At 63.8% G+C, this 24,162-nt stretch carries 22 protein-coding genes and 1 pseudogene; 10 read left to right on the forward strand and 13 right to left on the reverse strand.

Annotated elements, in window-relative coordinates:
• Positions 1–81 precede the first annotated feature (81 nt).
• The gene (locus tag H1204_RS19155) at positions 82–1,077 is read right to left on the reverse strand and encodes a LysR family transcriptional regulator (RefSeq protein WP_091789221.1); all 996 of its coding nucleotides are present in this window, start codon (positions 1,075–1,077) and stop codon (positions 82–84) included.
• 197 nt (positions 1,078–1,274) lie between these two features.
• Between H1204_RS19155 and H1204_RS19160 the strand changes: the two genes are divergently transcribed.
• The 3 genes from H1204_RS19160 (at position 1,275) to H1204_RS19170 (ending at position 5,529) form a co-directional block, all read left to right on the forward strand.
• Positions 1,275–3,452 (forward strand): FUSC family protein, encoded by a 2,178-nt coding sequence (locus H1204_RS19160; protein ID WP_180732273.1) that lies wholly within the window; start codon positions 1,275–1,277, stop codon positions 3,450–3,452.
• 206 nt (positions 3,453–3,658) lie between these two features.
• Positions 3,659–3,880: a hypothetical protein gene (locus H1204_RS19165; protein ID WP_180732274.1), complete on the forward strand. Its 222-nt coding sequence runs from the start codon at positions 3,659–3,661 to the stop codon at positions 3,878–3,880.
• 134 nt (positions 3,881–4,014) lie between these two features.
• Complete coding sequence (locus H1204_RS19170; RefSeq protein ID WP_180733224.1) at positions 4,015–5,529, forward strand: acetyl-CoA hydrolase/transferase family protein; 1,515 nt, start codon at positions 4,015–4,017, stop codon at positions 5,527–5,529.
• Positions 5,530–5,549: 20 nt separating this feature from the next.
• Here the strand turns inward: H1204_RS19170 and H1204_RS19175 are convergent, their stop codons facing one another.
• Entirely contained in the window at positions 5,550–6,710 is a 1,161-nt protein-coding gene (locus tag H1204_RS19175) for a metallophosphoesterase (RefSeq protein WP_180732275.1), read from the reverse strand.
• A 369-nt stretch (positions 6,711–7,079) separates the two neighbouring features.
• Between H1204_RS19175 and H1204_RS19180 the strand changes: the two genes are divergently transcribed.
• A complete protein-coding gene (locus H1204_RS19180; protein WP_180733225.1) occupies positions 7,080–7,394 on the forward strand; it encodes a hypothetical protein in 315 nt (104 codons plus the stop codon).
• Between the two features lie 42 nt (positions 7,395–7,436).
• On the opposite strand, the gene H1204_RS19185 is transcribed toward H1204_RS19180, so the two are convergent.
• Positions 7,437–8,021, reverse strand: a complete 585-nt coding sequence (locus H1204_RS19185; RefSeq protein WP_180732276.1) for a malonic semialdehyde reductase — start codon at positions 8,019–8,021, stop codon at positions 7,437–7,439.
• Between the two features lie 148 nt (positions 8,022–8,169).
• On the opposite strand from H1204_RS19185, the gene H1204_RS19190 reads away from it, so the two are divergent.
• Positions 8,170–8,763 (forward strand): alpha-ketoglutarate-dependent dioxygenase AlkB, encoded by a 594-nt coding sequence (locus tag H1204_RS19190; protein WP_180732277.1) that lies wholly within the window; start codon positions 8,170–8,172, stop codon positions 8,761–8,763.
• Positions 8,764–8,829: 66 nt separating this feature from the next.
• On the opposite strand, the gene mdcH is transcribed toward H1204_RS19190, so the two are convergent.
• Genes mdcH through H1204_RS19230 form a run of 8 tightly spaced genes read right to left on the reverse strand, consistent with a single transcriptional unit; the run spans position 8,830 to position 15,915 of the window.
• On the reverse strand, positions 8,830–9,765 hold the full coding sequence (gene mdcH / locus H1204_RS19195; protein ID WP_180732278.1) for a malonate decarboxylase subunit epsilon: 936 nt from the start codon (positions 9,763–9,765) through the stop codon (positions 8,830–8,832).
• Positions 9,765–10,448 carry a malonate decarboxylase holo-ACP synthase gene (locus H1204_RS19200; RefSeq protein WP_180733226.1) on the reverse strand — a complete coding sequence of 228 codons (684 nt, stop codon included), beginning with the start codon at positions 10,446–10,448 and terminating at the stop codon, positions 9,765–9,767. Before H1204_RS19200 ends, mdcH begins: the two co-directional genes overlap by 1 nt.
• Positions 10,448–11,263: a biotin-independent malonate decarboxylase subunit gamma gene (mdcE, locus tag H1204_RS19205; RefSeq protein WP_180732279.1), complete on the reverse strand. Its 816-nt coding sequence runs from the start codon at positions 11,261–11,263 to the stop codon at positions 10,448–10,450. The genes H1204_RS19200 and mdcE overlap by 1 nt, the downstream gene beginning before the upstream one ends.
• Complete coding sequence (locus H1204_RS19210) at positions 11,263–12,150, reverse strand: biotin-independent malonate decarboxylase subunit beta (protein WP_180732280.1); 888 nt, start codon at positions 12,148–12,150, stop codon at positions 11,263–11,265. The genes mdcE and H1204_RS19210 overlap by 1 nt, the downstream gene beginning before the upstream one ends.
• Entirely contained in the window at positions 12,147–12,452 is a 306-nt protein-coding gene (locus H1204_RS19215) for a malonate decarboxylase subunit delta (RefSeq protein ID WP_180732281.1), read from the reverse strand. Before H1204_RS19215 ends, H1204_RS19210 begins: the two co-directional genes overlap by 4 nt.
• On the reverse strand, positions 12,452–13,417 hold the full coding sequence (locus H1204_RS19220) for a triphosphoribosyl-dephospho-CoA synthase (RefSeq protein ID WP_180732282.1): 966 nt from the start codon (positions 13,415–13,417) through the stop codon (positions 12,452–12,454). Before H1204_RS19220 ends, H1204_RS19215 begins: the two co-directional genes overlap by 1 nt.
• A gap of 4 nt (positions 13,418–13,421) precedes the next feature.
• Positions 13,422–15,125, reverse strand: coding sequence for a malonate decarboxylase subunit alpha (gene mdcA, locus H1204_RS19225; RefSeq protein WP_180732283.1), 1,704 nt, complete (start codon positions 15,123–15,125; stop codon positions 13,422–13,424).
• Positions 15,126–15,132: 7 nt separating this feature from the next.
• Positions 15,133–15,915: a GntR family transcriptional regulator gene (locus H1204_RS19230; RefSeq protein ID WP_180733227.1), complete on the reverse strand. Its 783-nt coding sequence runs from the start codon at positions 15,913–15,915 to the stop codon at positions 15,133–15,135.
• A 173-nt stretch (positions 15,916–16,088) separates the two neighbouring features.
• On the opposite strand from H1204_RS19230, the gene H1204_RS19235 reads away from it, so the two are divergent.
• On the forward strand, positions 16,089–17,396 hold the full coding sequence (locus H1204_RS19235; protein WP_180732284.1) for an MFS transporter: 1,308 nt from the start codon (positions 16,089–16,091) through the stop codon (positions 17,394–17,396).
• 201 nt (positions 17,397–17,597) lie between these two features.
• Positions 17,598–19,016, forward strand: coding sequence for an IS66 family transposase (locus tag H1204_RS19240; protein ID WP_180732078.1), 1,419 nt, complete (start codon positions 17,598–17,600; stop codon positions 19,014–19,016).
• A gap of 729 nt (positions 19,017–19,745) precedes the next feature.
• Here H1204_RS19240 and H1204_RS19245 read toward each other — a convergent pair.
• Positions 19,746–20,012: a hypothetical protein gene (locus tag H1204_RS19245; RefSeq protein WP_180729654.1), complete on the reverse strand. Its 267-nt coding sequence runs from the start codon at positions 20,010–20,012 to the stop codon at positions 19,746–19,748.
• Between the two features lie 205 nt (positions 20,013–20,217).
• On the opposite strand from H1204_RS19245, the gene istA reads away from it, so the two are divergent.
• The 3 genes from istA to H1204_RS19260 are packed head-to-tail and all read left to right on the forward strand — an operon-like array spanning position 20,218 to position 22,689.
• Positions 20,218–21,717 (forward strand): IS21 family transposase, encoded by a 1,500-nt coding sequence (istA, locus tag H1204_RS19250; protein WP_180732285.1) that lies wholly within the window; start codon positions 20,218–20,220, stop codon positions 21,715–21,717.
• Entirely contained in the window at positions 21,704–22,477 is a 774-nt protein-coding gene (gene istB / locus H1204_RS19255; protein ID WP_180732286.1) for an IS21-like element helper ATPase IstB, read from the forward strand. The genes istA and istB overlap by 14 nt, the downstream gene beginning before the upstream one ends.
• Positions 22,474–22,689: a hypothetical protein gene (locus H1204_RS19260; RefSeq protein ID WP_180729656.1), complete on the forward strand. Its 216-nt coding sequence runs from the start codon at positions 22,474–22,476 to the stop codon at positions 22,687–22,689. Before istB ends, H1204_RS19260 begins: the two co-directional genes overlap by 4 nt.
• A 518-nt stretch (positions 22,690–23,207) precedes the next feature.
• Here H1204_RS19260 and H1204_RS19265 read toward each other — a convergent pair.
• Positions 23,208–24,133: pseudogene (locus tag H1204_RS19265) on the reverse strand (DMT family transporter).
• Between the last annotated feature and the right edge of the window lie 29 nt (positions 24,134–24,162).

Below are 24,162 nucleotides of genomic sequence, written 5' to 3' on the forward strand. Positions count from 1 at the left end.
ACAACGATCACACGCAGATTCACGCAGCCGCCGATCCAGCCAACAACGCAAACCCGCCGGCGACGCGTCTCACCTCACCGCTCAACTGCGCGGTGCAGCTTCGCCACCTTCATTCGCGTGCAGCGCATCATCGGCGGCGATATTCTGGCGGCCAACTTCGCCCAACAGCGCGACATCGCGAGCAATAACCTGCGGCAAATGCGTCCGCAAAAACTCCACCCAGGTCCTCGTCTTCGCATCGATGAACTTGCGCGACGGATACAGCGCATAGACATTCATCTTCTGCAGCGTGTACTCTGGCAGCACGCGCACGAGTGATCCTGACCGCAACCCGTCGATAGCGGCGTACAACGGCAGTATCCCGATCCCAATGCCCTCGCGGATCGCGACAATCAGCGATTCAGCGATATTCACTTGTACGGGCCCGTTCACATTCAGCACTTCGCTGCCGTTAGGGCCATCGAGTGTCCATTCGCTGGTCGGAAAAGCGGGCGTCTTGAGCAACAGACAGTCGTGATGCAACAGATCGGCGGGCGTTTTGGGCGCATCGTGCGCGTGAATATACGCAGGCGACGCGCACAGAATGCTGAAGGTGGTCCCAAGCAAAAGCGACACGAGATCCGAATTGGGCAGCGTCGATGCGCCCACGACAGCCACATCCGCGCTTCCCTCGAACAGATCCGGCAACTGCTGCGAGAGCGTCAGCTCGACGGCCACTTCAGGATACAGCGCGCGATACCGCGAAATGGCAGGCAACACATAATGCTGTCCGATGCTCGCAAAGCTATGCATCCGCAGCACGCCCGACGGACGCTCGTGCGCGCCACTCGCTTCTTCTTCCGCATTGTCGATATCAGCAAGAATCTGCTGACATCGCTTCAGATATGTCTCACCGGCAGTCGTCAATGCGAGGCGCCGTGTCGATCGATTGAGCAGACGCGTCCGCAAATGCGCCTCGAGTTCTGAAACCGCACGAGACATCGCGCCCGTGGTCGTATTGAGCGATTGCGCCGCTGCCGTGAAGCTGCCCGCTTCGACGACGCGCACGAACACTCGCATGTTTTGTAACGTATCCATCAATCCTTCTTGATCGACATCAAAGCGTTATTGTCCGCCTGTCGCGGGCCGCCATTGTTGAGGGATCTGGAAGGGACGTTCCCGACGCTTCGCATTAATCCACACATCGTTGGCTCCTACAATCGGCGCCTTCAGGGTAGGCGTGCGCCAGTCGATTCGCGCATTCCTCAGACTAGGACCCCACGCGGTATTAATCCATGAAACGCCAGCATGCGATCAAGCAATTGTCGTCCGATACTTTCGGATGGCGAGCTGGCATGCTGCGCGCGATCGCCGACGCCAGCACGGAGTGGGCGACCACCGACGGCCTCATCTGGCTTCATCTGTTCAAGACGGTACTCGCCGCGCTGCTCGCGCTGGGCATCGCGATGCTGCTCGAATTGCAGCAACCGCGCACCGCGATGACGACGGTGTTCGTCCTGATGCAGCCGTTCAGCGGGATGGTACTCGCGAAGAGTTTTTATCGGATTGTTGGGACCTTCGTCGGCATGCTGGCTGCGCTGCTGCTGGGCGCGCTGTTCGCGCAACAGCCCGAGTTGTACATGCTCGGCATCACGGCCTGGATGGGCGTGTGCGTGGCGGCGGCGGTCCGGTATCGGCATTTTCGATGGTATGGCTTCGTGCTGGCTGGCTATACCGCGGCGTTGATCGGCATTCCGACCGTGATGCAGCCGAATGGCCTGTTCCTCGCCGCGTTGACGCGCGCCGCGGAAGTGGCGATCGGCATCATCTGTTCGGCGGCCGTCAGCGCGCTGATCGTGCCGCGTCGATCGAGCCTTGCGCTGCAAAACGCACTGCAATCGAGGCATCTCAATTTTACGGCCTTTGCAGTGAAAGTGCTCGATGGGGCCGTCGAGCGCGGCACGTCCGAGCGTTATTTCGCGGACCTCGTCGATGAAGTCGTGGGCTTCGAGGCCACACGCGCGTTCGCGGCTTTCGAGGACCCTGGCATGCGCTCGCGCAGTCAGGTGCTTGCAAGATTGAACCACGAGTTCATGGACGTCTGCGCACGACTGCACGCGCTGCATCAGTTGAGAAAGCGCCTGCGCGACAACCCGTCTGTCCAGGCCGTGCAAGCGACTGCGCCGTATTTTCACGAGCTTTCGCAATTGCTCGGCGTGCACAAAGAGCGCCGATTCGATTCATCCGATGCCGCCCGCATCGCGATCAGACTCAAAGCCTTCCAGGCGACGCTGCCCGCCAGAATGCGCGCCACACGCCGTCCGCTGGAATCGGACGAGCCGCAGTGTCTACCCGATTTCGATACCGCTGGCGAATTGCTGTATCGCTTCGTAGTCGAGTTCATCCGCTATATCGACACGTACGCATCGCTGGAGACCAATCACAATCCGGCGCGCGAGCGGCCGCCCGTGCGCTACGTCAGCCGGACCAACGCGTTCGTGGTCGCCTGCACGTTCGCGCGCACGGCGGCGGTCGTCGGTGTGGTCAGCTGGTTCTGGATCGCGACGGACTGGCCGAGCGGCGGCATGGCCGTGATCGGTGCAGCGCTCACGTGCGCGCTGACTTCATCGGCGCCGAACCCCGTCAAGCTCGCGCTGCAGATGTCGGTCGGCGCGGCGTGCGCGACGATCGCCGGCTATCTGGTCACGTGCTATGTCTATCCCGCCGTCGATGGTTTCCCGCTGCTGTGCGCGATGCTCGCGCCCGTGCTCGCCGTCGGCACTTTCTTCGCGTCGCGGACGAAGACAGCGGGTTACGGCGTCGGCTTCACGGTCTTTTTCTGCCTGCTCGCCGCGCCCGACAACGTCGTCGTCTACGCGCCCGATCTGCTGATCAACAACGGCGTAGCGATCGTCGTGTCGATGCTCGTGACGGCCATCGGCGCCGCGATCGTGTTCCCGGTGCAGATGCCCTGGCTGATCGCGCGTATCGAAGGGGACTTGCGCAGCCAGGTCACGCTGGCATGCACGGCGCCGCTCGCGGGTCTCGCGCAGCGCTTCCAGTCGAGCACGCACGATCTGATGCACCAGTTGCGCATGCTGTTGCCGAAGCGCTCGCGACGCCATCGCAACGCGCTCAGGTGGATGCTCGTCACGCTCGAAGTCGGCCACGCGGCTATCGATCTACGCAGCGAGATCGAGCGCGCCACCTACGCAAGCGATGCGCATGTCCGATGGAAGCCGTCGCTCGATCGCGTCACGCGCGACCTCGCGCAACTATTCGAGCGGCCCGACAACGCGCATGTCGAGCGAACGCAAATCTCCGTGCGTGCGGCGATGCGGGTCGTTCAGCAAGTGCTGGAAGCCGTCCATGCGGACCGCGAGAAGCGTCACGATCAGCAGCGCATCCTCAGTTGCCTGCATTTCATCCGCACGGCGCTGCTCGACAAAGGCGCGCCATTCGACACGCGTTGATCCCCGACACGTCTTCATCAGCACAATCGACACAACAGTGTTTTTCGCCGGCACGACGCGCCGCACACGCGCGAAACCCCCGCCCAAACCGATCTTGCCGCAACCAGGAAGAATGCCTTCCAGCCGTCCCTCTTAATCCGCGCCGACCTCAGTCATATATTGGAACCACTGCTTACGCAGCCATTGAAACAACTGGAGAGATTGAAATGAAAGCGCTGAAGTTGGTCCTGATTGCCTGTTCGTTGTCCGCTGCGGCGCTTGCGCACGCGCAGACGGCGCCGGCGGACGAAAGCGCGCAACAGGTCGCACAGACGAACGCAGCACGCGTCGCGCAACCCGAAGCGCAGCGTCCCGTCGCGAAACGGGCGAAGAAGGCCGATGAGTGTGTCGGTCCCGTGAGCTACTGCGTGATGTATTTCGGTAGCTGACCAGAGCGGCACCGCGCAGCCGCCTGAAACATCGGGCGGAATGAGCGGAAATCGAGCGACAGCCGGACGACGCACACCGACAACAAGACGTGCACTCCGGCTTTCGCGAGCGTGACATCGGAGAGACTTTCATCATGTACGAAGACCGGATTCGCTGTGCCGCAGTGCGCGGCAAGATCACCTCGGCGGCGCAGGCAGCGCTGCTGATCGACAATGGCATGCGCGTCGGCGCGAGCGGCTTCACGCGCGCGGGCGATGCGAAGGCGGTGCCCGTTGCGCTGGCCGAACGCGCGCGCAGCGAAGACAAGCCGCTGCGGATCACGTTGATAACGGGCGCGTCGCTGGGGCACGGTGTCGATAGTCTGTTGACGGATGCTGGCGTGCTCGCGCGCCGTCTGCCGTTCCAGGTCGACAACACGTTGCGCAAGGCGATCAATCGCGGCGACGTGATGTTCGTCGACCAGCATCTGTCGGAGACGGTCGAAATGCTGCGCGCCGGTCAGCTCGGCAAGCTCGACGTCGCGATCATCGAAGCCGTCGCGATCACCGAGACGGGCGGCATCGTGCCGACCACATCAGTCGGCAATTCCGCGAGCTTCGCGATTCTCGCCGACAAGGTGATCGTCGAAATCAATCTGGCGCAGCCGCTCGCGCTCGAAGGTCTGCACGACATCTGGATTCCGGGCCGCCGTCCGCATCGCGATCCGCTGCCCGTCGTGCGCCCGAGCGATCGCGTGGGCACGACGGCGATCGAGATTCCGCCCGAGAAGATTGCCGCTATCGTCATCACTGACAAGCCCGACAGCCCGTCGACCGCATTGCCCGCCGACGAAGACACGGCGCTGATCGCAGGCCATCTGATCGACTTTCTGCAGCATGAAGTCGCGCATGGACGCATGCCGTCGCCGTTGCCGCCGTTGCAGGCCGGCATCGGCACGATTGCGAATGCGGTGCTGGCCGGCTTCGCCGATTCGCCGTTCGAGCCGTTCACGATTTACTCGGAAGTCCTGCAGGATTCGACCTTCGATCTGATGGACGCCGGCAAGGTCACATTTGCGTCGGGCGCGTCGATCACGTTGACGGAAAAGCGCCAGGCGCAGGTGTTCGGCGATCTCGCGCGCTATCGCGACCGGCTCGTGCTGCGTCCGCAAGAGGTCAGCAATCATCCGGAAGTGATTCGCCGCCTGGGTCTGATCGCGCTGAACACGGCGCTTGAATTCGACATCTACGGCAACGTGAATTCGACGCATGTCGGCGGCACGCACATGATGAATGGCATCGGCGGTTCGGGCGACTTCGCGCGCAATGCATCGTGCGCGATCTTCGCGACGAAATCGATCGCGAAGGAAGGCGCGATTTCGAGCGTCGTGCCGATGGTGCCGCACGTGGACCACAACGAGCACGATGTCGATATCGTCGTGACGGAGATTGGTCTTGCGGACCTGCGCGGACTCGCGCCGCGCGAACGGGCGTCGCTGATCATCGACAAGTGCGTGCATCCGCTGTATCGCGATCTGCTGCGTGACTACTATCGCGACGCGCTGCGCTTCGGCGGGCAGACGCCGCACGTGCTGCGCGAAGCGTTCACATGGCACGCGCGCTTCCAGGAAACGGGATCGATGTTGCCGGAGCGAAACGTCACAGTGTGACGTAATTGAACTGACGGACGTCAGGTGCCGCCGCCGACCAGACGCAAACGCGTGATCTCCGACGGCGCGCCCAGACGCTTGGGCGGTCCCCAATACCCGGTCCCACGGCTCGTATAGACCCACAGGTCGTCGAGCCGCGAAAGACCGGCCACGAAAGGTTGTTGCAGCCGCACCGCGAAATTCCACGGGAAGAACTGGCCGCCATGGGTATGGCCGGAGAGTTGCAGCGTGAAGCCCGCATCGGCGGCGGCTTCCGCCGAACGCGGCTGATGCGCGAGCAGCACCTTGATCTGCACGTCGCCAGGCGCGCCTTCAAGCGCCGCAGCAGGGTCGCTCTCGTGCGCGGGATCGAAATGCCCCGCGGAAAAATCGGTGACACCCGCGATCACCGCCTGCGCGCCATCGTGCTCGACGACGACATGTTCGTTGAGCAGCACATGCAGGCCGAGCCGCTGAAACTCGGCGATCCATGCATGGGCGCCCGAATAGTATTCGTGATTCCCCGTCACCAGATACGCGCCATGCCGCGCGCTCAGCCGCGACAGCGGCCGCGTGTGATCGGCGAGATGCTCGACGCTGCCGTCCACGACATCGCCCGTCACCGCGATCAGATCCGGCTCGAGCCGGTTCACGGCATCGACGATCGCGTCGACATAACCGCGCTTGATGGTCGGCCCAACGTGAATGTCGCTGATCTGCACGATCGTGAAGCCATCGAGCGCGTGCGGCAGGTCTTTGATCGGCACGTCGATCGACACGACTCGCGCGCGGCGCCGCGCATTGAAAAAGCCGATGGCCGTCGACAGCAGCGCGAGCAGCGGCACCGCGATCGCGCTATCGATCTCCCAGCCCGCCGGGTTCACCGCCTCCGGCGAGATCGCGTGAACGATCATCACGACGAGCAGCAGCAACTCGCGCGCGAAAGTCAGCACGAGCAGCGACGAAAAGAGACCCAGCGCGATCAGCCCCGCCCACGCGAGCCTGTCGCCTAGCGGTTGCCGCTGGAGCGAGCGCGCGATCATGCCGACAGGAATCAGCAGCACGGACAGCACGAGCCACAGCGCGCACAGCCCTTTCACGGCGGCATCGACGGGCAGCTCGGGAATGATCCGGATGCCGACATACACATGCAGCAGGATGCCGATGGCAATGATCCGGACGAAAAACGATAGGCGGCGCATAGGTGGAAGTTGGGCGCGGATCGCGCGGAAGGTGAGTCGCAGAAAGCACACGCCGTTGCAGAGCGGCGGCCAATCATTCTACAAGCAGTTCAGGGCGCTTGCCGAAGCCGTACGGACATGTCGAGGCGCGGGCAACATGTGGGCGTTGCAATGCAGCATACGTGCTGTAAGTTGTTCGTCATGCCGATTAAATGCTTATTAAATGGCTATTGAATTGAACGCATGAACGGACTATTCTGGAATTGAGCGTGACTGCCGGCGGCAGGCCTCGCGTCCCGTTCCCGGTATCCCGGGCGCGCGAGTCACTCCTCTGCAGGTGGCGGCTGCGCCTGATCGCCCAATCGGTTTGCAGTTTGGGGGAGACGAATGATGAAAACGACAAGGTTCGCGCATCGCGAGCATCACATCGGTTACGAAGGCAGTCACGTGATGCTGCCGATGGTCGTGCTGTCGCTGATGGCGCTTGGCGTCTACTACGGCGTCCGGTACATCGACTTTTCCGAACTGGGGCGCACCGCGCTCTTCTATGTCGTGATGGTGTTCGTCGCGCTCGGCGTGGCGGGCCTGTTCGGCGTGGTTGGGGCGTGGCTGCGATCGCGCGGCGACGAGGCGGAAGAGGGTTTTTGCTTCGTCGGCGCGCTGATCGGCGCGATCGTGTTCTACGTCGCGCTGATTGCAAGCTGACGCTGCCCGGCGCGCGGCGGCAGTGGGCAACGCCAGTCGGCGTCAGACGATTTGCGCCGCTTCGTCGAACGTAAAGCGCGGGCTGCGCGGGAACAGCTTCGACGTGTCGCCGTAGCCGAGATTGATCAGGAAGTTCGACCGGACCGTCGTGTCCGCGAAAAACCCGGCATCCACTTTCGCCTTGTCGAAGCCGGACATCGCGCCCGTGTCGAGGCCGAGCGCACGGGCGGCCATGATCAGGTAGCCGCCTTGCAGCGTCGAGTTGCGAAAGGCGGTTTCGGCGATCGCGGCTTCGTTGCCCGCGAACCAGCTGCGCGCATCGGCGTGCGGGAAGAGCTTCGGCAGATGGTCGTAAAAGGCCATGTCCATGCCGACGATCACCGTGACGGGCGCGGCCATCGTCTTTTCCAGATTGCCTGCCGACAGCGCGAGACTCAGCCGCGCCTTGCCTTCGGGCGTCTTCACGAACACGAAACGCGCCGGGCTCGAATTGGCCGAGGTCGGGCCGAGCAGAACGAGGTCGACCAGTTGCCTGAGAAGCGCATCGTCGACGGGCCGAGGCAGCCAGCCATTGTGCGTGCGCGCGGTGCGGAAAAGTTGATCGAGAGCGTCGTCGGAAAGAATCATGATGATGGGCTGAAGGACGAAAAGTCGAATGAAAAGGCAAGCTGGCGGATGACCCGCTGCCGCAGCGCGTTCGATAATACCCGCTGTTTCCTGTGAGGAGAGGTTTCGCGCGCGCTATGCGGTGTGGTGCGCTCGCGATTGCAACGTAATGTCCGCCGATCTGTTCGACGATTTGCCTACGCCCGATGTGGCGTGGTTCCCCGACTGGCTCGCGCCCGACGCCGCCGCCGCGCTGCTCGCGCGCATCGTCGACGAAGTCGCCTGGCAGCAGGATTCGATGTTCACGCCCGCTGGCCGCGTGCCGTTGCCGCGCCTGACCGCGTGGCAGGGCGAACCCGATGCCGTCTATGTCTACTCGGGCATCCGCAACGTGCCGTCGCCGTGGACGCCCGCCATCGCGGAGTTGAGAGCCGCCGTCGAAGCGACTTGCGGCGTGCCGTTCAATAGCGTGCTGCTCAACCGCTATCGAAGCGGCGCGGACAGCATGGGCTGGCATGCGGACCGCGAGCCCGAACTCGGTCGAGAGCCGGTGATCGCGTCCGTGAGTCTCGGCGCGACGCGACGCTTCGATCTGCAGCACAACAAGACCCACGTCGTGCAGTCTTATCCGTTGAGGGGCGGCAGCCTGCTCGTGATGCGCGGACGGACACAGGCCGAGTGGCGGCATCGCGTGCCGAAAGAGCCGAAAGTGCAGGGCGAACGCGTGAACCTGACCTTTCGCTTCGTGACGCCCGGACGCTAGCCGCGCATGCTCTTGCTACATGCACGTTAAAACTTTTAAAAAATTTATGCGCATAAGGAATCGGTTTCAGGCGGCCGATTCAAGGCGTCGATGGATAGTTGGCGCGAGCCGCTCGAAGGGCAGCGTGCTTGCTGCGATCGCGGCCATGTCCGGGTACTGCTCGCGGACGATATCGGTCAGCACCTGGCCGGGCGGCGCTTCAACGAACACCTTCGCGCCCATTTCGATCATCACGGTCAGCGCGTCGAACCAGCGGACCGTGTAGCGCATGTTCGTGGCGAGATCGTCGCGCACGGCATCCGCCGTATACAGCGCGCGGCCGCCGCGATTGCCGATATAGCCGCTCGACGGTGCGCGAAAGGGGACACTGCGTGCGTAGTCCGTCAGTGCGTCGGCGGCTGCCGCGAGCAGTTCGCAATGCGACGGCACGCTGACGGCGAGCCGCGTCGCCTTGCGCGCGCCTGCCGCTAGCGCTCGCTCGTTGAACGCATCGAGCGCAGCGTCCAATCCGGCCACGACGATCTGACGCGGCGCGTTCACATTGCCGACGTAGACACGTGCGGCGGGCTCGCGCGCCTGCGTGTCGGCAAGCTTCTCGATTTCGTGTTCGGTCAGCCCGGCAATCGCGGACAGGCCGTAGCCGCGCGGATATGCCGTTTCCATCAGTTCGGCGCGCTTGCGCACCATCAGCAGTGAGTCCGCGAAGTCGATTGCGCCGCAGCTGACGGCGGCTGCATACGCGCCCACCGACAAACCCGCGCTCAGTTCGGGCGCCAGTCCTTCGGCGGCGAGCGCGCGCTGTATTGCGACGCCCGCGATCAGCAAGCCCGTCTGCACGGCGACGGTCGATTCGAGCGCTGTTTGCGTGTCGAGCATCAGCACGTCGACGTTCAGCATGTCGGATGCTTCGTCGAGCGTTGTCTGGATTGCGGAATGCGTGCCGAGGCGATGCAGGAAGCCTTCGGTTTGCGCGCCCTGGCCGGGGAAAATCAAAGCGAGCATTAGAGCGCCCAGGGATCGGAGACGAGCCGTGGACCGCTCGCATGCCGCGCCATTACGCGAGCTTTGCCGGACGCGTACTCGGCGAGGGCGACGCCGCCTGCGGGCGTTTCGAGTTGCGCGTCGATGCGGATGCCTTCGTGTGCCGCGTGCTCGGCGAGCTTTGCCTGGATGCGTTGCGCTTCGTCGCGCGGTAAATAATTCGGCATCCGTATCAATAGATCGAGATCGCTGGTTGCGGTGGCGGTTGGCTTGCCGGATGCAAGTTCGAAGCCGACGCTTCCTGTTGGTCCCCAGGCGAGCGAACCAAAGCACGACGTATCGCGCCGCAGCGCATCGAGCGCGACGAAAACGGGCAGTGCGGCACGATCAGCAGCAAGCACGCAAGGCGGCGACAACAACGCTTCTGGCCTGAAAACAGCCTCGATATCATCGCTACGCGCCCACGTACCATACCGCTCATTGCGCGCCGCGCCGCGCAGCCCGACGGCGACCCGTCCAGCCGACGCCCGCGCCCGCCGCACGACCGCGAACGGCGCGCGCGCGAACGCAGCGCGAACCCACGCCGGTTCGTTATCGAACGATTCGAGCCGCCGCAAGCGCACGATGTCGTGCGCTTGCCAGCGCGGATCGTCAGCAACGAGTGCATCGTCTGGCGCAAACGGCGCGGCCGCACAGACCCGCATCACGCAGCGTCCCACTGTTCGGCGAGCCGCCGCCGCACTTCGATCGACGCGGCACGCGTCTTTTTCGCCGTATCCGACTCCAGCCGCCGCGACAGCCCGCGCGTATCCGAGCGTGCGCTCTTCGCGGCTTCCGCGAGTACACCGCGCACGCTTTCGATTTGCGCCTGTGTGGGCTCATCAGCATCGACGCCTTCGATCAGCGTGTCGAGCAGCCCGAGCTTCGCGAACGACGCCATCGTGTACGACATTGGCGTGATCGTTTCGCCGAGCTTGTCGAGGTCTTCGACGGTGCGGCGCGTGACGCGCGCGGCGGCTTCCTTGCCCATCGCGTGCACCATCGTGCCGGGCGCATCGAGCGCGACGATCCGGTTCGCCTGATAGCCGTGCGCGAGGAACGCGCCCGACATCGCGGGACCGACGATCAGCGCAACCACAGGATGCCCGGCGTCGCGCGCGCTCGCATACGCATCGACGGCCGACGCACACGCCAGATGAATGCCGAGCGTCTCTTCGCGATACCCATACGCCTGGCTTTTCACATCGACGATCGCGACGATGGGGCGCTTGTGTTCCGACGACGCATCGCGCGCCACCGCTTCGCGCACCGCTTGCGCAAGCTTCCAGCCCTGTTCGAGTCCGACGACGTTGTCGCGCGCACGTGGAAAGCGATTGTCGGGGTCGGGGACGACGGAGAAGAAGGCTGCCGTTTCATCGCCAAGCGACGCCTCGCCGGACCAGACGGGCGCGGCCGTCGACGTGTCGCCTGCGAGCGCCCTGAACCAGCGCATGCCGCGCGTCAGTACCGTATCGCTCATTATTGCTCCTTGCGCGGCGTGGCCGCTTCGTTTGGCTTGAACACATCGCGCATCGTTTCGGGCGTGACATCGGCGGGATCGATGCGCGCGAGCCGCTCCAGATACTCAGCCACCTGTTCGGTGCGATGCGCCGCCGGCACACCGCGCGCGAACGCATCGCGAACCGCTGCCTGGACTGCGTGCGCGTCGTCGTCGACGAGCGCGTCGGCGAGTCCCGTCGCCGTGCGCTGCTCGCCGCCGATCATCTGCCACACGCGGCGCCGGTCGCTCGAATCGAGTTCCTCGATGCCCGCCTCCTGTTCGATCACTTCGGGGCCGTTCATGCCGAGGCGTCCCTGTTTCGTCGCGATCAGATACGAGCACAGCCCGGCCGCGAGCGACATGCCGCCGAAGCATCCAACCATGCCCGCGATCACGCCGACCACGGGCACGTATCGCCGCAACGCGACGATCGCCGCCTGCATCTCCGCGATCACGGCCAGCCCAAGATTCGCTTCCTGCAAGCGCACGCCGCCCGTTTCGAACAGCACGACGGGCCGCACGATCTTGCCGCGCTCGCAATCGCGCAACGCGAGTTCCAGCGCCGCCGCGATCTTGCTGCCAGAGACTTCGCCGATGCTGCCGCCCTGGAACGCCGACTCGATCGCGGCGATCACGGCCGGCTGGCCGTCGATCGTGCCGCGCGCGATCACCGCGCCGTCGTCCGCCTGGCAGACGATGCCTTGCAACGGCAGCCACGGCGATTCGATGCGGTCGAACGGACCGAGCAGTTCGCGGAACGTGCCTGCGTCGAGCAGCGCGCGGGCGCGCTCGCGTGCCGTCAGTTCGATGAAGCTGTCGCGCAGCACCGGCATCGATGGCGGGTTGTGTGTCGTCACCGTGCTCATGAGCTTGCTCCGTCCTCTGCCGCTTCGATGGCCTCCGCGAGACGCAGCGCCACCACGCCCGGCGTCGCGCCGAAGTCGTTGATCTCGATCTGCGCCGCGCCGTCATAGCGCGTGAAGAAGCGGTCGAGCACGCTCTTCCAGATGTGCCCGTAGCCATCGACGCTGGTGCGCACGGTCACGGTTGCCTGCATCGCGCCGGCGGGCGACAGCAACACTTCGAGATCGCCCGAGCCGACGACGCCCACATGCGAGCGCGTCGTGATCGCGCGTTGCGCCGGATAATCGAAAGTCATCTGTTCCATCAGTTTTCAGCTCCCGCTGGGGCGTGACGCGCCAGCTTGTCGATGAAGAGGGTGGCGGCGAGCAGATCGGCTGCGCCGCCAGGAGAAGCGTTGAGCGAAAGCAAGTCGGTTTCGAGCGTGTCGAACGCGGCGCGTCCCGCCGCCGTCGTGACGCCGCCCGCCGCGAGCACGGCGCGCGCGCCGCGTTGGCCCGCATGCAGGCCGGCGAGACCGGCGCGATGCAACAGGCAGGTATCGTCGAGCGAGGCCATGATCGCGAGCAGCGTGTCGACACGCGCGGCGTTTTCGCCGATGCCTGTCGAGCGCGCCGCGCGCAACGCGGGCAGACCGACGCCGATCACGTGCGGGAAACCGTCCTGCGCTTCCTGGCGCGCGCCGCCGACGTTGAACCGTTGACGCACGCGCTCGCCATGACTGTCGGCAGGTGCGGCGAAGCGGTCGGGAAAGCAGGCGATCTGCGCGCCGAGTTCGCAGACGCGCGCGGCGTGCGAATGCGTGCGCTCATACGGAAGCAGTTCGCGCAAAGTGTTGTCGTCGTCATCGTCAGCGATTGCTGCGCCCGCGACCAGCAGGCCGACGATCCAGATCGCGCCGCGATGCGCATTGCTGCCGTTCGTCGCGCGCATCATGTCCAGTTCGCCCGCGCGTCCGATCTGCGCGAGTTCAGCGCGCAGCGTCGCCGACGGCAGGCGGCCACGCGATGCACGCGCCAGCGCCGCGAAACTCGGTTCGAGCGAGCGTGCGGAGCGCAGCATCAGCGGCAAGTCCAGATCGCGATGCGCACCGCTGCCGCGCCCATCGACGAGCGCGGGCTTCGGCGTCAGCTGCGCTTCTTCGATCAGCGACTCGACTGCGAATCGCGCGAGCGTGGCATCGCACGGCGCGGCATCGACGCGAGGCAGGCAGCGGGCGTTGGCACGCTGAAGCGTGCCCGCGTCGAGCGGGATAGCGTATGGCAAGGCCATCGCATCACCAGCTGCGGAAACGTGCCGGCGGCGTGTAGAGCCCGCCCGACCAGGTCACGAGATCGTCGATGCTGCGCGCCGCGAGCAGCGAACGCTTCGCTTCGCCGCGCCGGATGCCGAGATCTTCCGGATACGCGACGATGCCCCGGCGGCGCAGTTCGGCCGTCTTTTCGGGCTTCGCGCGCAAGCCGATCGGCGTCACGCCGGCGACGGCCGCGACCGCCGCGCGCCGCTCTTCGACGCCTTCGGCCTTGTGCAGATGCGCGATGCCTTCTTCCGTCACGACATGGCTGACGTCGTCGCCGTAGATCATCACGGGCGCGATGGGCATGCCGCTTTTCGCGCCGACAGCGACGGCGTCGAGTTCATCGACGAAGGTTGGCTCGCCGCCTTTCTTGTACGTTTCCGCCAGTTGCACGACGAGTTTCTTGCCACGCGACATGGGGCCTTCGTCTTTCAGCAGCTTGAGCCAGGCTTCGCTCGAATGACGGCGGCCGCGCGGATCGTGGCCCATGTTCGGCGCGCCGCCGAAGCCCGCCAGACGCCCGCGCGTGACCGTCGACGAATTCGCATCGCCGTCTATCTGCAGCGTCGAGCCGATGAACAGATCGACGCCGTATTGCCCGGCCAGCTGGCACAGCACGCGGTTCGAGCGCAGCGTGCCGTCGCTGCCCGTGAAGAACACGTCGGGGCGCGCTTCGACGTACGCTTCCATGCCGACTTCGCTGCCGAAGCAATGCACGCTTTCGACCCAACCCGATTCGATGGCCGGAATCAACGTGGGATGCGGATTGAGTGTCCAGTTGCGGCAGATCTTGCCCTTCAGTCCGAGCGATTCGCCGTAAGTGGGCAGCAGCAGTTCGATGGCGGCCGTGTCGAAGCCGATGCCGTGATTCAACGACGTCACGCCGTAAGGCTCGTAGATGCCCTTGATGACCATCATCGCGGTGAGCACCTGCAAATCGCCGATATGGCGCGGATCGCGTGTGAACAGCGGCTCGACCGCGAATGGTCGGTCGGCCTCGACGACCACGTCGACCCAGGAAGCGGGAATATCGACGCGCGGCAGTTCATCGACGATTTCGTTGACCTGCACGATCACGATGCCATGCCGGAACGCGGCGGCTTCGGCGATGGTCGGCGTGTCTTCCGTGTTCGGGCCGGTATAGAGATTGCCGTGCCGGTCGGCTTTTTCCGCGCACAGCAGCGCGACGTTCGGCGTGAGGTCGACGAACATACGCGCGTACAGTTCGACATACGTATAGATCGCGCCGATTTCGAGCTGGCCGTCTTCGAGCAGTTGCGCGACGCGCAGGCTCTGCGGGCCAGCAAACGCGAAATCGACCTTGTGCGCAATGTTCCTTTCGAAGAGCGTCAGATGCTCCGGGCGGCTGATGCTCGAAATCAGCAGGTGCACGTCGTGCACTTTTTGCGGATCGACCTTCGCGAACGAGCGCGACAGAAAGTCCGCCTGCTTCTGGTTGTCGCCTTCGAGCGCGACGCGATCGCCGGGGCGGATCAGCGTTTCGAGCGCATCGACGATGCGGTGCGCGGGCAGGATGCCGCCTTCGAGCCAGGGCTCGATCGCGGCGAGCCTGCGTTGCTTCTCGTCGCGCTTGGTGGTCCAGGAACGCGCCGCGGATGAACCCGCGGGCGCTCCTGTTGACTGTGCCAGTTCGAGCCTGGTTGATTCGATTCGCTGATTCATCGGTGCTTCAACTCCCGATAGTGGTTGGAGTGCGCGCGGGCCGTCCGCGCTTTCTGCGCGGGGTGGCCGCGGCGGCTTCCGCCTGCGCGCGTTCCGTCAAGAAACGATAGACCAGCTCGCCCGTGCCCAGCAGGTGAGCGGAGATGAGCGACTGGGCGGCGGCGATGTCCTTGCGCTCGACGGCGGAGAGGATGTCCAGGTGTTCGGCATCAGATTCGCCCTTGTACGCGGGCAACCCGAATTTCAGCCTCAGATAGCGCTCGCCGCGCCGATGCAGCGCCGCGATCATCTCCGCGAGCTGAGGGCGGTTGGCGGGCGCATACAGGGCGGTGTGGAACGCTTCGTTGCGCGCCACATAGAGGGTAGGGTCCGGCTCGCTCTCGGCGGCTTTGCAAAGCGCCGCCGCTTCGCGCAGCGACTCGGGCGTGTGATTCGGAATGGCCAGCGTGATGGCGAGGCTTTCGAGCGCCGAGCGGATCTCATAGATCTCGCGCGCCTCGGCGGGCGAGAGCCGCGCGACGGTCGCGCCCTTGTTCAGCTCGACTTTCACCCAGCCTTCGCTTTCCAGCTGACGCAGCGCTTCGCGCACGGGAATTGCGCTGACCGAGAAGTGCCGCGCGATTGCGTCCTGCCGCAGCGGCGCGCCAGGCTCGAGTGCGCCTTCGACGATTGCCGTACGCAGCGCCTCCGCGATTACACGCGAAGTGCTGGGCCGCGGCTCATGCGCCGTGGGCAGCAAGGGGACGCGCGGGGCGCTGTCCAGGGGAAAACCACCGGTTGCGTTGTTCATGACATCAAATATTATATATAAAAACGACGAATTTCTAGCGGGCAAACCCGGGGTTTTCATAAAGGCACGGCACTGACGCGTGCTCTCCCTCGCATGCGGCGGCCCGCATGCGAGGGAGCCGTTGTGCCGTGACGGTCACCCAATCCAACCGTAGTACATGGAGGAGCAGGAGCATGTTGAATTCTTCGATAACGGACCGTGCGGGGACCGTGCGGCAGAAGACGCCGCTCAACCGGTCGCAGATCGCCGGTTTTTGGGGTGCGTGGGCGGGCTGGACGCTGGACGGCATGGACTCGTTCATTTACGCGCTGGTGCTGACGCCGGCGCTGACTGAATTGCTGCCGCGCTCGGGCTATGCGGCGACGCCTGCGAATGTCGGGCTTGCCGGTTCGATCCTGTTTGCGCTCTTCCTGGTGGGTTGGGGGCTGTCGTTCATCTGGGGGCCGCTCGCGGACCGTTTCGGTCGAACGAAAGTGCTGGCGGGCACGATCTTCACGTTCGCTATCTTTACCGGGCTGTCGGCTACGGCGCACAACGTGTGGGAGTTGGGCATTTATCGCTTCATCGCGGGCGTGGGCATTGGCGGCGAATGGGCGCTGGCGGGGACCTATGTCGCCGAGGCGTGGCCTGAGGATCGCCGCAAGATGGGCGCGGGCTATCTGCAGACGGGTTATTACGCGGGCTTTTTCCTGGCTGCCGCGCTCAACTACACGATCGGCGTGCACTTCGGATGGCGTGCGATGTTCCTGACGGGGGCAGTGCCCGTGGTCGTCGCGATCATGATTCTCACGCGGGTGAAGGAGTCGGACAAATGGCAACGTGCCGAAGCGCGCGACGTGGCGCGCGTGAGCCCGATGCGCGAGATTTTTGGGCCGACGTATCGGCGGCGTACCTGGGTCATGTGTGCGCTGTTGACGATCGCGATTATTGGGTTGTGGGCGGGGGCGGTGTATGAGCCTTCGGCGGTGATTCAGCTGGCGACGCGGGCTGGGATGGCGAGGCCCGAAGCGTTGAAGATGGCTTCGATCGCGACGGGGTTGCTGTCGATCGGGACGATTCTTGGGTGTCTTGCGTTGCCGCCGCTTGCTGAGCGGTTTGGGCGCAAGAAGACGCTTGCTGTGTATTTTGCCGGGATGGCGGTGGCGATTATTGGCAGCTTTGGGTGGGCTTTTTATTTGCCTAACGGGTTGGCGCCGTTTATTGCCTGGCTGTTTGTGCTTGGGTTCTTTGGTGGGAATTTTGCGTTGTTTAGCCTGTGGCTGCCTGAACTGTTCGAAACGCGTGTTCGCGCGACGGCTTTTGCTTTTTGTACTTCGTTTGGGCGGTTTGTCGGGGCTGGGGTGAATTTTCTGCTCGGGGCGGCGGTGCTCAGCATGCATACGCTTGGGGTGCCTGTTGCGCTGACGGCGCTTGCCTTTGTTGTTGGTTTGCTTGTGATTCCGTTTGCTAAGGAGACTAAAGGGGAGGTTTTGCCGCAGTGATTCTATTGTGGCTTCGCGGCGTGGGCGGTTTGTTTGCCTGGCCTTTGCGCTGGCATCCGCGGTTTGCTTCTGCGCTGGCATCCGCGATTTGTTATCTAGCTTCACGCGTCGCCCCTGTGCGGGGCGGCACCTACTTTTCTTTGCCGCCGCGTAACTATTCAGCGCTTGTAAACTGCTACCAGGCTGTGCATAGTGAGGGACATGACGAAGATGCCCGACCTCAAGGACCTGACACCGGAGCAGAAGGACGCACTCATCGTTGATCTGGTGAGGCGTCTGAACGAGCTCGAGGCAAAGCTTGAGAAGGACAGTCATAACTCCAGCAAGCCGCCGTCAAGCGATGGTCCAAGGCGCAAGCCGAAGTCATTGCGCGGCACGAGCGGGGCCAGGCCTGGCGCGCAACCGGGGCACAAGGGCAAGACGCTCAAACGCGTCGCGCAACCCGATCACATCGAGATTCACCCGGTGGCGCTGGTGTGCGATGCATGTGGCCAACGCATCGCAGCAGCCCGCGTGGCCGTGTTGCCCGAAGGCCGTCAGGTGATCGATTTGCCACCCACGCGCTTTGAGGTGACCGAGCATCGCGTGCAGATCGCGCAGTGCCGCTGCGGCAAGCATCACTCGGGCGCATTTCCCAAGGGCGTGAGCCAGGCGGTTCAGTACGGCCCCCAGATTCGCGCCGCAGCCGTCTATCTGACGCAATACCAGCAGTTGCCGGTTGCGCGCACCGCCCAGGCGCTGAAGGACCTGTTTGGTCTGCATGTGGTTACGGGAACCGTCCAGCACAGCATTGATCAGGCCGCGCAGTTACTGGTGCCAGCCGTTGAGCAGATCCGGCAGGCGCTACGCGGGCAACCCGTGGTGCATTTCGATGAGAGCTGCATGCGCGTGGGGCGCGAGTCCCGCTGGCTGCATGTCGCCTCGACGCACGCGTTGAGCTGGTATGGCGCGCACCGCAAGCGCGGCAGCGAGGCGCTGGACAGCTTCGGCATTCTTCCCGGCTTTAGGGGAGTCGCGGTCCATGACGGCTGGCGGCCGTATGCCGGCTATGAGTGTGAGCATGCGCTGTGCAATGCTCATCATCTGCGCGAACTGGTGTTTGTCCTGGAGTCCACGCAGCAACGCTGGGCCCAGCAGATGATTGACCTGCTTTGCCAGGCAAAGCGCGAGGTCGACCTCAGTCAGGCTGCAGGAAACACCTCGCTGAGTCAGGCGCGCCAACGCTATTACACACGGCGCAGCCGCGCCCTGATCGCCCAGGCACGCAAGCTCAATCCGCAGCAGGCACGTGAGTCCGGGCGCCGGGAACGCCGCGGCAGGATCAGGCAAAGCTTTACCTGCAACCTGCTCACACGGCTTCACAAGTATGCCGATGAGGTGTGGCGTTTCATTGCCGATCACCGCGTACCGTTCGACAACAACCAGGCCGAACGCGATATCCGCATGCCCAAACTCAAACAGAAGATCTCCGGGTGCTTCCGCTCGGAATCGGGTATGGAGGCGTTCTGCACGATCCGCTCCTACCTTGCCACCTTACGCAAGCAGAGCCGTTCGCTGATCGACGCGCTCGCCCTGGCCTTTACAGGAGTCGTCGTTTCGCCTCTGGTTACCGCTGAATAGTTACGCCGCCGCAAAGAAAAGTAGGCAAAAGAAAGCGGCTAACACCGCCAACATTTCTTCTTGCCTGAGGGCCCCCAAAGGGTCTTACGCCTCACACGGCAACGTCCTTGTTCGCGCGTGTTGCCAACGCTTCGAATAAGCGCATCACCCGCTTCAAATGCATTTGCACAGGCAAGCGGCAGCGAATGGTATGTGCCGCCCAGGTGGCAAACTGTGTGTAGGCTGTCGCGTTGTATAGCGTGGCGCTCTTACAGGGTGGAGCGCATGCGCTATCGGTTCGAAGTGAGGCGTGCGAGGCACTACGGCCTACACACAGTTTGCCACCTGGGCGGCGGTGGAACATCTGGCATGGCGTGCTGTGAACGCCGGTCTAAATCCGACACTAAACGACGGCGTTTCGGAATTGAGCCGTTAGACGACCTATTCTCGTTGAGCAGTGTGTGGGGAACACGTACAGCAGGGTATCGATGACGCTTTGTGCGTCGTAAGGAGCCCGTAGGGCGAGTGCAGACGCGCAAAGCGCGTTGAGGATGACGGCGGGGAGCGGTTGCGGTAGAAAGGCGCAGCGCCGAAGAAACCACTGGCGCGACACCGGTAAACCGCCAAGTTCACCCCGGAGTCGCGCCACACAAGTCGCAATGCAAAGCCACGGGGCTTAACAGAGGAGCGCGTGCAGCCGCAGTATTCCACGGCTCGTGCGCCCCTGTCTATCGCATTGTCTTCGGCGTTCTACGGGGATCGCCGATGACCGAAGGCAATGCCGGTGGCATGCTGCCCACGGGCCGTTTCTTCCTGTGCGCCCGCTGCCGCACGCAGGTGTTCATTTGCCGCCGATGTGATCGAGGCCAGATCTATTGCGCCGGCGGCTGTGCGCAAGCAGCCCGGCGCGCCAGCTTGCGCGAAGCGGCTCAACGTTACCAGCGCTCTCGCCGCGGGCGTCTTGCCCATGCGCAGCGCGCCCGTCGCTATCGGGCGCAACGCAATAAAGTGACGCATCACGGTTCACCTGCGACGGCGCCCAGTGCTCTACTGCCAGCGGACTCGATGCACGCCGCTGGCACTCATCGTCGCGTCACAACCTCGGTACCGGCGACGAAGCATTGCCACCTATGCGGCTGTGCCTGTTCGCCGTTCGTGCGCCTTGGCCCGTTGCGCCGTCGAGCTCCTCATTGCATCTACCGATTCCGAGGAGGCTCTGACGGTGACGATTGACGCTGAACTCGAAGCCCATATCCTGCGGCTCTACCACGTCGAGAAGTGGCGCTGCGGCACGATCGCGCAGCAACTGCACGTGCATCGCGGGACTGTCAAACGTGTGCTCGCACAGGCTGGCCTACCGCGCCACGGTCCGGCGCCGCGCTCTTCGATGATCGAGCCGTACCTGCCGTTCATTCGCCAGACGCTCGAGAAGTACCCAACGCTTACCGCCAGCCGCCTGTACGGCATGGTGCGCGAGCGCGGCTATCAAGGTGGCCCCACGCACTTCCGGCATCTGATCTCGCTGCATCGGCCACGCCCGGCTGCCGAAGCGTATCTGCGGTTGCGCACCTTGCCCGGCGAACAGATGCAATGCGACTGGGGGCACTTCGGCCACCTGCAAATTGGCCGCGCGCGCCGGCCCTTGATGGCCTTCGTGATGGTGCTCTCGTACTCGCGCGACCTGTATCTGCGCTTCTTCCTCGACGCGCGCATGGAGAACTTCCTGCGCGGTCATATCGGCGCCTTCACCCGCTGGGGCGGGCTCGGCAGGGTCATCCTCTACGATAACCTCAAGAGCGCCGTGCTCGAACGCCAGGGGGACGCCATTCGTTTCCACCCGACGCTGCTCGCCTTCGCCGCGCACTATCGCTTCGAACCGAGACCGGTGGCGATTGCGCGCGGCAACGAGAAGGGCCGCGTCGAGCGTGCAATTCGTCATGTCCGCGACGCGTTCTTCGCGGCCAGGCAGTTCACCGATCTGGACGATCTGAATGCGCAAGCCGAGCACTGGTGCCGCACGCAGGCAGCCGATCGCCCGTGCCCGGAGGATCGAGCGATCAGTGTGCGCCAGGCGTTTGCCCAGGAGCAGCCGATGCTGCTTGCGCTACCGAAGAACCCGTATCCTGTTGAGGAAACGCTCGCCGTCAAGGTCGGGAAGACGCCCTATGTACGCTTCGATCTAAACGACTACTCGATCCCGCACACGCACGTGCGGCGCACGCTCACGGTACGCGCCGATCTCGAGCAGGTACGCGTGCTGGACGGTGCCGATGTCATTGCGCGTCACGATCGCAGCTACGACCGCGGCGCGCAAATCGAAGAGCCGGTTCACATCAAGACACTCGTCGGCGTCAAACGCGAGGCTCGCCATCATCGTGGCATGGATCGCCTGGCCAGGGCCGCCCCCGCCAGTCAGGATCTGCTGCGCGGCGCGGCCGAACGCGGTGCGAACCTGGGCACCATCACGGCAGCGCTGCTGCGCATGCTCGATCGCTACGGCGCCGCGCAATTGCAGGCCGCGATCGGCGATGCGCTCGAAAGCGGTGTGCCCCACCCGAATGCCGTGCGCCTGGCGCTGGAGCGCCGTCGCGAAGCGCGTCAATTACCCCCGCCGCTGGCCGTGTGCCTACCGCCGCACGTGCGCCAGAAGGACGCGCCGGTTCAACCCCACCGGCTCGATACCTACGATCAACTTGCTGGAGGTCCCGATGAGCTCGCTTGAATCATTACGTATGCGTGCGCAGGAATTACGTTTGCACGGGCTGCTTGCCCACTGGCCCGAGGTTGCGCATGAACCGTGGGTCGCGCCGCTGGTGCAGTGGGAGGAAGACGAACGGGCGCGCCGATCACTCGAGCGGCGCATCAAGGATGCGCATCTGGGTGGCTTCAAGGCGTTGTGCGACTTCGACTGGAGTTGGCCGTCGCGGTGTGATCGCGGCGCCATCGAAGATCTGATGACACTCGGGTTCCTGAAGGACGCCGCGAACGTCGTGCTCATCGGCCCAAACGGCGTGGGCAAGTCGACACTGGCGAAGAACGTCGCGCATCAGGCACTCGTGCATGGACACACGGTGCTGTTCACCACCGCCGGCAATATGCTGGGCGAACTCGCTGCGCTCGATAGCGATTCAACGCTGCGCCGGCGCCTGCATCGCTATGCTGCGCCCGACGTCCTTGTAATCGACGAGGTCGGCTACCTCTCGTACTCGAATCGCCACGCCGATCTGCTGTTCGAGCTGATCAGCCGGAGATACCAGAACAACAGCACCATCGTTACATCGAATCGACCGTTTGCCGAATGGCACGAGGTGTTCCCGAACGCCGCCTGTGTCGTGTCGCTCGTCGATCGCCTCGTGCATCACGCCGAGGTCATCCCGATCGAAGGCGAATCGTATCGCTTGAAGGAAGCGCGTGAACGGGCCGACAAACGCGCCCGCCAGCGCAGTCCCGGTAAATCCGCCAAAGGAGGCGAGTCCTCATGAAAGCCCCGCCGCTGCCTTCCGGCCGCACCCGCGGCTTAAGCTTCATCGTCCCCGCGGACTGGACGCCCGAACAGGCGCTCGCCGTGTTTGAACTGCTCGACGACCTGCGTGAAGTGATCTGCGCACGCTATCTGTCCGACATGCAGCAGGTCCTGCGCCAAGATCGCCGGCAACGCGAGCCGCCGTTCAACGAGCACGACCCGCCGTTCTGATCAACGCTGCGCATACAACGAAAGGGGCCCGCGCGGCCCCTTTGTACTTGAGTGAACCGCTCAGCCTTGCGCCGTCGTTTAGCGTCGCTTTTACACCGGCGCTAACACGTGCCGCAACGCGGGTGCGTGAAGCGGGTGAGGCGCACCGCAAGCGCGCTGGCAACGAACGCGGAACAAGCAGGTTACCGTGCGAAGCGTAAGACCCTGTGGGGCCCTCAGGCAAACACAAGAACTGGCGGTGTGAGCCGCTTTCTTTTGCCTACTTTTCTTTGCGGCGGCAAAGAAAAGTAGGTGCCGCCCCGCACAGGGGCGACGCGTGAAGCACGCTAACGCATCGCGGATGCCAGCGAAAACCCCAAAAAGCAGAACCGCGTGAACAGCAAACACCGTAACGCGGATGCCGGCGCAAAGGCCAACACACCAAACGGCGACGCATGAAGCATGAAGCGTGAAGGCAAAACGCGGACGCCAGCGCAAACCACCAGCAAACCCCAAAGCGTCGCAGACAAAAAAAACCACTAACTCGCCCGCAAGCGCAAAACCGACACCAACGGCCACCCAAGATTAACGCCAAGACTGGCAACAACAATCAACACCATCCCCCCATCTGCGAAACACCCAGCGCCCGCCCATAAACAATTGCATCGACGGCAATCGCCGTCAGCGGATACACGAACAGCAGAACCGCGATTACAGGCGTCGAGAGCTTCGGCAGCGCGCCATAGATCAGCACATAAGAAAGCCCTGTATGCAACACGCCCATCCCGATCAACCAGAACCACTGCATCGGCCCGATATGCTCCGCGCCCAGCGGCGCAATAAACGGCAAGCACACGACACCAACAGCACATTGCGCAAGCGTCAGCAGATGGGGCCGCAAATCGCCAAGACTCTTGGCAATCAGCGTGACACTTGCATAGAGCACGGAACCGGCGAGCGCCTCGCCAATCCCGATCAGATAGCTCGAATGCCCCTGCAATGAACCCGCTCCCGCGACGCCGGACGCGAGCACCAGCCCGACGAACGCTGTCGCGATCCACCCCAACCGGTCGATGCCAAGCCGCTCATTGAACAGCGCAGCGCCGATCAACACGACCCAGAACGGCTGCACATGAAACACGACGGTCGCCACCGCGATGCTCGTGCGATGAATCGCATCGAAGAAACCGACCCACTGCGTCACCATCAGCACGCCGGATAGCGCCGCGAGCAGCAATGTGCGTCGCGTGAAGTAACGGCGCGCGAAGTAGCCCTTATATGCGCAATACGCAGCAAGCGACAGAAACCCGAACAGGCAGCGAAAGAACACCAGCGTCAGCGCGCCGAGCCGCGCTTCCTCGACGAACACGCCAATCGTGCCCATCAGCAGGCCGCCGCTCGCAAGCGTGAGCGCGCCTTGCTGGCTTCGGCTAAGCGATAGCGACGATACCGACGACAAAGACATGACAGTAAATCCCTCGATCGCGTTATATG

The sequence above is a fragment of the Paraburkholderia sp. PGU19 genome, from assembly GCF_013426915.1.
GTDB lineage: Bacteria > Pseudomonadota > Gammaproteobacteria > Burkholderiales > Burkholderiaceae > Paraburkholderia.